We start from the raw sequence: 7,290 nt of genomic DNA, 5'->3' as shown, positions 1-7,290 counted from the left end.
TAAGGATATTGAGAACAGAGAACATTTATATTATTAACAATTAAATTTTTGTAGTTATGAAAGTAGAAATGGAAAAGAAGTATGTGGCTCCGGAAGTAGAAGTTCTGGAGGTGATGGTAGAAAAAGGGTTTGCAGGAAGTGGATTTGAGGTAGATCCCCCTAAAGAACCATTCTAAAGTATATGGTTGGTGAATTGCGAAAGTAATGATGTAAACAGATAATAATTAATTATTTAACAAAATGAGAACAAAACATTTATTGGCAGCTTTAGTACTGCCTGCTGTTTTTTCTGCTTGTAGTCAGGATGAACTGCCTACTAATGCTGTAGAAAACGAAGTTATAGGAACTCCTATTGGTTATGACCTGGAATTTGAAGCTTCTTTTGATGGAGCTACAACACGCTTGGCATCAGGAATAGGCTGGGAAGAGAATGATAAAATTGGCATGGGATGGATATCTGATGGTAATCTTCTGCAAGCAAGTGCTAATCTTTTTTCAAATCATCCTATTTATTACAAGACTGCTACTGGGAAGTTCAGATCTGAAACGATGATTTATGAAGGATTGTATATAGCTTCTTTCCCTTATCAGTTGACGCAAAAGATATCTCCTTTGGTATTTGATTTGAGTAAGCAGGTGTCGGAAACATCTCGTTATGTGGGTCGCTGGCATGTAAGTGATAAATTTCTTGAGCTCAAAGGTGAAGCTGCTGGACTGAGTAATGAAACAAAGTTTCAGCTGACAGCTTTGACCAACTTGATGAAGTTGCATATTGATTTACCGGAAGATGCGACTATGCCGGAGGATTTCAAGGTTACTGGCGTTGTTTTGAATAGTAACAGCCATTTGGTAAATAAGTTGGTATTGGAATCTAACAATACTACTAACGTGAAAGTAGGCGAATCTCCTTTAAATGCTGCCTGCTGGGATATTACTAACAAAGGAGATATCACTGTGCAAGTTGGTGAAGAAAATGTAGGTAGCGCAATCAGTAAAGATGGCTTGGATGTATATGTTCAGCTGGGTATACTTGATGCAAGTAGTGATGCTACAACTTTGACAATCAAAACCAATTATGGAGATGCTACAATTAGCAGTGTGGGCAACGCTGTATCCTATAGCACAGATATGGGAGAAAGCTACACTGATGTTGCAGATTTTGCCGCAGCTGCAAAAGCAATGGGTGGTCTTCCCGCAAAACTCGGTAATAATTTGATTGTGAAAGTAACTTTTGATCCTACAACAATTGAAGTTCCTACCACTGTTACTAATCAGGCAGATCTTGATAAGGTAATCGCTGCATATGAGGCGATGGGTAAATTGGGGGCCGGAAATACCACAGCCGTTGAAATAGAGTTCTCAAAGAGCAAATTAGAAGCAGGTGATCAAGGGGCAGCAGCTGAGGGAGATGTTATTCTTACCGATCTCTCTGGCTTGAATAAGTTCGGTGGTAAGATCACTTTCAAGAAAGCTAGTTCTCTGAATGAGCCCACCAATGTGTACATATCAGGAGAACTCGCTTTGAAAGTAGCAGAGCCGGCTGCCATTGATTTCACAGTTATGAACGGCCAAACATTGACCATTTCTGAGAATGTGGATTTGGGTAGCAGTGATATAACAGTAGATGCAGGTGCTACTTTGATTAATAAGGCTAAGATTACTACTGGCGGTGCCATTACAACGATTGTTGGTAGCACTGTCGCCCCCATTGCTCCTGCAGGTCTTTACATCAGCGAAACTGGTGCGGACGCTTCTGACATTACTACATTTACAAATGGTGGTGCAATTGAATGGAAAGGTGGTACGCTTCTGGCAAGTATGACTGGGACAATCTATGCAAACGTTGCAACAGCTCTTGATATGGTGAATGCATCCGCTGAATTTGCTAAAGTAACAAGCGCTGACAAAGAAATTATCATTGCTGCCGAAAACTTTACTGTCAATTCTCAGTACACTACGACTGAGCTTGCAGGTATCACTAAGATGACTATCAGAGGAAAAGTTACATTTGATTTGAAACTGGAAACAAGTTTTGTCTTCTCTAATTTGACCGCAATTAATATTGAATCAGGTTCACTCAACTTTACCGGTGGTAATGCTGGCGAAGGCGAAAACGATTTCTATGCATTCACAGCAGGTAATTGCCAGTTGGATCTGGCAGCAGGAACTGAATTGAATCTGGCAGTTGGTACTAGATTGGATCTGGGTAGTGGTAGCGTTACTTATACTAATGCTACTATAACCAATAATGGTTGGATTGAGGGAAACAGTAGCTCTGGTAGTGGCACTTGGACAGGTAACATTATTGATGTAAACCCTAAAAAGCCCTAAAGACATTTAGCTTATTTAGAGTAATCCGAAAATATGAAGAGAGGGTGCCCTTGTAATAANTTGGACAGGTAACATTATTGATGTAAACCCTAAAAAGCCCTAAAGACATTTAGCTTATTTAGAGTAATCCGAAAATATGAAGAGAGGGTGCCCTTGTAATAAAGAGTACTCTCTCTTTGTATTACTATTACTTTCTCGTACTCTTATTCTTATTATAATATATTATATTTTACATGTATATCGAACACTTTAATTGTTTTATGATATATGAATGTTTAATATATAGAATTCTTATAATTATCTATTTAATCAAATCATAGTACAACATATAGTTTAAAATTGAACTCATAAAATGCAAACAATATACAATGCTTATATTTCATATGATTACATGCAAAATATAAATAATTACGATTACTTCTAATTTATAGAACTACATTTATCCGAATACATTTACATTGAAAATAAAGAGAGGATATTCTCTTTACAGAACACCCTCTCTTATTATAATTATAATTAGAATTATTCTATTTTGTCTTAGGAGTCTATTGTTCTATTGGGGCAGTGATAGGCTTGCCATCCCAAGTACCTCTTTCACCTGGATCAACAGTCGTAGTACTAGTCACAATAATACCATCATTGATTACAGTGGCTCCTCCATAGTTAATATCACTATTCATACCTAAATTCAATTTTACGCCGGCTGCTACATTCAATTTAGTACCTTTGCTGAGTTTTACTTTACAGCCTGCCTCAGGTGTGAATTCTTTGGGATTGTCTACATCACCGTCCGTAAAGTTCAACGTACCTTCTTCTATATTGATTGCCTCTAGTTTAGTCACATCATATCTACTGTTACCTATCATGCTCAATGTTACGTCTCCCTTGATGGTCATCGTCTTGATGTTTCCAAACTCCATAACTGAATAACTGCTACCCATAGCAATCTCTCCACTGATGATAACTTCGTTTGTTCCTTTCGCATTAGCAAATGCAGCAGATGCATATACTATCCCGTCATCATCTTTAGCGTTTGCATAAACCTTACCATCCAAATCAGCTGGAAGCGTACCTGCAATCCATTGAACTTCACCGCTATTTGTGAACGTACCTCCACTGCCCAAGTCTATTGTTGCAGTACTTGCATTACTTACATATTTAGCAGCGGCTATTTCGCTATCCTTATCAGAAATAACAATGAATGATGACGCAGCAGAAATACCCATTTTGCCTTCATTAGTCAATGTTGCGCCAGCATTAATCGTTAATGTTTTACCATCCATAGTCAAAGCAGCTTGCTGAACGTTTTCTTTGTCTACAACATTCTTGACAGTCATAGTTCCATTTACACTAGCATCAGAAGCTAACGTCAACTGCTTGTCGATCACAGTAGTGCCTTTGAATGCGAAGCCATTTCCAGCATTACTACCTGCAGTCAAGGTTATGGCACAGTTCAATCCTTCAGGAAGTGTGAAATCCATAAAGTCAACGGTCTTAGCAGTGTTTGCCTCTTTAGGATCTACAGTTATAGACACGTTGCCAGTTTTTTCCATAGTAACCAATGTCTTCAACGTTGCATTCAACTCTGCTTGTGTTGCAACTTCATTGGGAACTTCCAATTCCTTCATATCAACATATACGTCAATGCTACCTGATGCGCCAAAGTTATTAAAGATCTTAGCAGTAGCAATTGTCTTTGCTTCTGCAACACCTTTATCCTTGAGTACAATAGCTCCCTTAGCAGTTCCTGCAGCATCAGCACTTTCTAAATTTACCTTAATTTTTCCATAGTTTGTAGTAACAATAACATCTAAAGTTGCATTGTTCTGAGCTACCGCTACAGGCAAAGTTAAAATATAAGTAGTCAATTCGTTGTTTACAACAGCAAGGCCTTCTTTACTTGTAGCAGTGATAGCTCCCTTCTGGAGATTCTCATTGGCAGGACCTTTACTACTCATTTCGCCTACACCAAAGAATCCATTACCGCAAATACTAGCACTTGTCATCTCATCCCAACTGGTTACATTTGCACTTGCTTTAGGTTTATATTCAAAGCTTGTAGGCAATATAGAAACACTCCCGTTGTTCTTCACATCTAAAGAAATTCCCATAACCTTCAGGTCCGTGAACTTGCTTGCATTACCAAAAGTCAGATTTACAGTAGCTGCATTGCTCAGCTGACTGATATTCAGTTCTGTATTCTTGCCCATGCCAGCACTCCCTTCTGTCAAAACTGTCAATTTCGGACTGATATAGATAGCCTTCTTAGCATAAGGTGCAGTAGTAGCAGCCAATTCCTGACCTGTGACATTAAACTTCACTGCTTTAACAGATTTAATATCTTCATTATACGGCATATACGCATAATAGCTACCTACATATAGCATCGTTTCCGTCTTGAAAGCCTGCGTAGCAGGATCGGTACAAAATAGAGGATGGTTCTGATAAGCCTTACCATCAAATCCGCCCAGGACACCAGTACCACCGACGCTACTATCAAAGTCACCCAACCAGGCCAGCCCAATTTTATCATTCTTTTCCCATCCGAATTGAGTAGCCATTCTCGTTTGGCTACCTCCGTTTACAGAAGCTGTAAAGTCAACATCCACAGTGGGGATATTACTAAAATCCTTCTGTGATAAAGCACCGCTCAAATCCTCGTCCTGGCTACAAGCAGCCAATAATGCGGGTAAAGCAATTGCTGTCAAAATGTGTTTTGTTTTCATTCTATACATTCTTTTTTATTAATTAATAAACTTCTCTTCAAACCAAAGATTTAGAACGGGTCTGATACATCGCCGCCAACTGTTGCGTCGGGAGGAGTACCACTTCCTTCGAACCCTTTTTCCACCATCACTTCCAGAACTTCTACTTCCGGAGCCACATACTTCTTTTCCATTTCTACTTTCATAACTACAAAAATTTAATTGTTAATAATATAAATGTTCTCTGTTCTCAATATCCTTAAAGCGCAATATCACGCCTTTTCAGCCTGCAAAGTAAGAAACAAATTTCCTAAATAGATTTTAACTATATATCGCTGATTATCTTTGCATTACCTATATAGATCCACGATTCACCGCAACAAAGAGAAAGATTGCACGGCGTGAGAATACCGGATAATAAACTGGCACTCAATATACTTCAGGTCAAGTGGTAAATGGCAGATTGGGTATCTCACTTATATTGGCACTACTTTCTGACACCTTATGACAGACAGAAGCGCCACTGCAACAACCTAATTTACAGGAGAAAACGAGTTAATACAACAGAAAACCACTCCCTGTCAGGAGCCGATGTGACACTATTATCAGACACCTGCAACAAAAAACAAGCTTACATCGGCTATTTTGTAAACTATATTGCTAAATAAAACAAAAGATAACATGTGTTTTAAAAGAAAGAATTATCTTTGCAATAAAAAGTAGAATATATCATCCGTAAAACAAGAATAAGTTCTCTATCACATGTCAAATAAGTGTATCTATGTATACACTACCCACATCAATGAAAAGCAATATAGAAAAGAATGAATTTATGATACAATATTCCCAAGAAAAAACGCGGAGTACATTGGAACTGCTTCGGAAAGTCTGGGCTTCCCGCAAGCTGATACTTAAAGTATGCGGCATTGGTGCCTTTGTGGGGATAGTTGTAATTCTCGGTACTCCCAAAGAATATACGGCAAGCACCCTTATCGCTCCGGAAAGCATCCGTAGAGGCTCCTCTTCGGGAATGAGTATGCTGGCCGACGTAGCAGATATCGACATGAGTTCTTCTTCCACCACGGAAAGGGATGCCATCTATCCCTCTTTATATCCCGCCATCGTCAATTCCACCCCATTTCTGATCCGGCTTTTCGATATCAAGGTGCGCGGGCAGAAAGACAGCATTGCGATAACCCTCTCGCAATATTTGAGAGAACGTCAGAGAAAACCGTGGTGGAGCGTTATCACGTCCGCACCGTTCAGATTGGCAGGACAGGTCATATCCCTATTCGGCAGCAAATCGGACGAAGACGGGGAAAGGGTAAAAGCAAAATCCGGGATAAACCCTTTCCGACTGACCCGTAAAGAAGCGGGCATGGCAGGTGCCATCGCGTCCAGAATCAATATCGGTGTGGACAAGAAGAAAAGAACCATCACCATATTCGTCACCATGCAAGACCCGTTGGTTGCCGCCGCGGTGGCAGATACCGTGCGGTCACATCTGAAGGAGTATGTTACCGAATACAGAACAGCCAAGACTCGCAAAACCCTGGAGTATGCAGAGAAACTCCGCCAGGAGGCGCAAGCGGCGTATTATGAGGCGCAAGAAAAGTATACACGGTATGCGGATACGAACCAGGGGTTGGTCAGGCTGGCTTCGCGTGCGGAACTGGCAAGGTTGCGTAATGAAATGGATCTGGCTCTCGTCATATACAACCAAACAGAACAGCAGGTTCAGGCAGCCAAGACGAAGTTGGAGAAAGTAAGGCCCGTATATGCGGTTATCCAGCCGGTGACGGTTCCACTCAGAGCTTCGAAACCCAGGAAGATGATGATTCTTGCGGGGTGCATATTGCTGAGTGGTGCAGGAAGCGTAACGTGGATTCTGTTCAGAAGAGGTTTTGAGCGAAGCTAATGACAGATACTATAAGATAATTAAACAGTGGTACTTAGATGATTAAAAGAATAATTCGGTTACTGCCGGAAAGGCAACGCAAACGGGGCGTTTGGATAGCTCTTTCTGTCTTGACGCGTGCTGTGCTGGACTTTGCGGGAGTGGCGGCATTGATACCGATGTTGCTGATGGTGATGAAGCAGAGTGGCGGGCGAAGTATGATGCTGGCATTATGCGGCGGGGTGTTGCTGTTTGTGGCGCTGAAGAATGGTGCGATTGTGCTGCTGGCGAGGTTACAGAGTAGTTATCAGTTGGAGATATACCGTGAGTTCAGTAGGCGGATGTTTGCCAATTACT

Annotated in this window: 4 protein-coding genes and 1 pseudogene; 3 read left to right on the top strand and 2 right to left on the bottom strand. The window is 40.7% G+C overall.

The genetic code is table 11. From position 1 onward, the window contains the following. Positions 1–240: 240 nt before the first annotated feature. The gene (locus tag AAE250_RS23215) at positions 241–2,331 is read left to right on the top strand and encodes a fimbrillin family protein (protein WP_342289468.1); all 2,091 of its coding nucleotides are present in this window, start codon (positions 241–243) and stop codon (positions 2,329–2,331) included. 545 nt (positions 2,332–2,876) lie between these two features. Here AAE250_RS23215 and AAE250_RS23210 read toward each other — a convergent pair. Both AAE250_RS23210 and AAE250_RS23205 read right to left on the bottom strand, forming a co-directional pair. Further along, the gene (locus AAE250_RS23210; RefSeq protein ID WP_342289467.1) at positions 2,877–5,057 is read right to left on the bottom strand and encodes a hypothetical protein; all 2,181 of its coding nucleotides are present in this window, start codon (positions 5,055–5,057) and stop codon (positions 2,877–2,879) included. A gap of 50 nt (positions 5,058–5,107) precedes the next feature. Beyond that, positions 5,108–5,242, bottom strand: a complete 135-nt coding sequence (locus AAE250_RS23205; protein WP_342289466.1) for a hypothetical protein — start codon at positions 5,240–5,242, stop codon at positions 5,108–5,110. A 626-nt stretch (positions 5,243–5,868) separates the two neighbouring features. Between AAE250_RS23205 and AAE250_RS23200 the strand changes: the two genes are divergently transcribed. After that, on the top strand, positions 5,869–6,954 hold the full coding sequence (locus AAE250_RS23200; protein ID WP_342289465.1) for a Wzz/FepE/Etk N-terminal domain-containing protein: 1,086 nt from the start codon (positions 5,869–5,871) through the stop codon (positions 6,952–6,954). Between the two features lie 38 nt (positions 6,955–6,992). Continuing rightward, a pseudogene (locus AAE250_RS23195) lies at positions 6,993–7,290 on the top strand (ABC transporter ATP-binding protein); the annotation flags it as partial.

The organism is Bacteroides sp. GD17, from assembly GCF_038448625.1.
In the GTDB taxonomy this organism is placed as follows: Bacteria; Bacteroidota; Bacteroidia; order Bacteroidales; family Bacteroidaceae; genus Bacteroides.
Note: the sequence above shows the minus strand (reverse complement) of the source record. Positions and strands in the feature narration are given on the sequence as shown.